General features: G+C 68.5%; 2 protein-coding genes. Both read left to right on the top strand.

Annotated elements, in window-relative coordinates:
* Positions 1 to 198: 198 nt before the first annotated feature.
* Complete coding sequence (locus OXF11_03235) at positions 199 to 1,098, top strand: hypothetical protein (protein ID MCY4486115.1); 900 nt, start codon at positions 199 to 201, stop codon at positions 1,096 to 1,098.
* Positions 1,098 to 2,053, top strand: a 956-nt coding sequence (locus tag OXF11_03230) for a hypothetical protein (protein ID MCY4486114.1), incomplete at its 3' end; no start/stop codon positions are given. The genes OXF11_03235 and OXF11_03230, both read left to right, overlap by 1 nt.

Genomic DNA, 2,053 nt, shown 5'->3' with positions numbered 1-2,053 from the left:
TCCGCTGGGCCGCGGCCAGGACCCGGTGAGGGAGGAAGCTCATGCACTGCTGGAGGATCACACACTATTCGGCGGGCGACGTCCCCTCGCGCCAGTACACGGTGAGGGCCCGCAGTCGCGAGGCGGCCAGGCGGAGACTCGCCGCCGCAATCCAGGTCCCCCTGTGGACTCTCAGGTAATCTGAAAGGAGGAATTCCAATGGACCTCACTCGTGAAGCCATGCTGGTCAGCCTCCGCATCAGCGCGTGGTCCGGCCGGCTCTACGACCGGGAGGCGAGCGACCATGTCGCCGCCCACCACGACGCGAGCGCCAGCGCGGGCCGGTACAACAAGCGCTTGTTGCCCAAGGCGGCTCTGGCCGCGCTCAACGCCACCATGAGCGAAACCCGCATTCAGCATTATGCCCAGTCGCTGCCCTGGGACGACAAGGGCTCCCGCCTCCTCACCGTCGCCAACTACGAGCACTACACCCAGGTCATGGACGGGCTCCGGGAGCGGCTGGTGCGCCAGCGCGCCCGCTTCATCGAGGACTACGACGACTACATCGAACAGGCCCGGCTGGATCTGGGCAAGCTCTTCCGGATCGGGGAGTATCCGTCGAAGGAGGATCTCCGGGACAGGTTTTCCATCCGCTACCGCATCACCCCGGTGCCGGACGCCGACCACTTCATCGCCAGGCTCGCCTCGGACGACACCGAGCGGGTGAAGCGCGACATCGAGCGCCACATCGAGGAGCAGCTCCACGACGCCGTGGGCGATCTCTACCGGCGCCTGGCCGAGGCGGTGGAAAGGGTCTCGGAGCGCCTGACCGAGGACGGGGACGGCAAGCCCCTGGTGTTCCGGGACACCATGATCTCCAACATCCGGGACCTGGTCGACGTGGTTCCCCGGCTCAACATCTTCGGCGACCAGAGGCTCGCGCGTCTCTGCGAGCACGTGAAGGAGAGGATCGCGGGCGTGGAGCCGGATTCGCTCCGTCCGTCCGGGGCCTTCGACCCCGTTGTCCGGGCGCAGGTGAAGCGCGACGCCGACGCGCTCATGGAGCCGTTCGCGGGCTACTTCACCACGCCGTCCGAACCGGTACGGGAGGTGGCCTGATGGCCGCGAAGGCGCTCGACGAGTCCGCGCTCCGGGTGAGCGACTGCGTGACCGAAATCCTGCGGAAGCAGCCCTTCTTCGGGAGTCTTGTCCTGAGGCTCCCGCTCCGCGCCGATCCCACGCGCCGGACGCTGGCGAGCGACGGAGCGGAGATCCGCTACTCGCCCGACTGGGTGGCTAAGACCGACGCGCACCTGATCGAGACCGCCATGGCGCGGGTGGTGATGGCGTGTGCTCTCAAGCACCACACCCGCCGGGGCGAACGGGATCCGGAACGGTGGCAGGCGGCCTCGCAACTCGTGACTCATGCGCTCTTGCGCGATGCCGGCTTCACGCTCCCGCCCGACACCCAAGCCTGGGATGACCTGAGCGTGGAGCAGGCATATGATCGCCTGCCGGAGCCCGGGGAAGACGATTCGGGTGACGAAGGGAACGCGTCCCAGGATGCCGGCGGCGCGGGCGCCGGGGCGGGCGGCCAGCCGCCTTCCGCCGGGGAAGGCGATGAATCCGGCGATCCGTCTGATCCGACCGCTGACAGCGAAGGTGAGGAGGAGATCTCCCAGGATCGGGATGGCGCATCGGGTGCGCCGCCGAGCCATGACCCTTCCGGCACCGGCGAGGTCATGGACGCCGACTCCCGCCCGAGCGATGGCTGCGATACCGGCCAGGCGTCTGTGGACACGGCCGCTGAGGAGCAGGCCTGGGACGAGGCCATGCACCAGGCCCTCAGCATCGCCAAGGCCGAGGGCAAGGCCCCGGGCGGCGTCGAGGAGACGGTCCGGAACGCCCACACGAGCACGCTCGACTGGCGCACGCTGCTGCGCCGCTACATGACGGACGCTTCGAACAGTGATTACAGCTCGAGCCTCCCCAACCGGCGCTTCATCGCCTCCGGCCTCTACCTGCCCTCGATCCGCTCGGAGGGCATCGAGACCATCGCCGTCATCGTCGACAC

The sequence above is a fragment of the Deltaproteobacteria bacterium genome (assembly GCA_026712905.1).
Classification (GTDB): Bacteria; Desulfobacterota; Binatia; order UBA9968; family JAJDTQ01; genus JAJDTQ01.
This window is presented reverse-complemented; position numbering and strand designations above follow the sequence as displayed.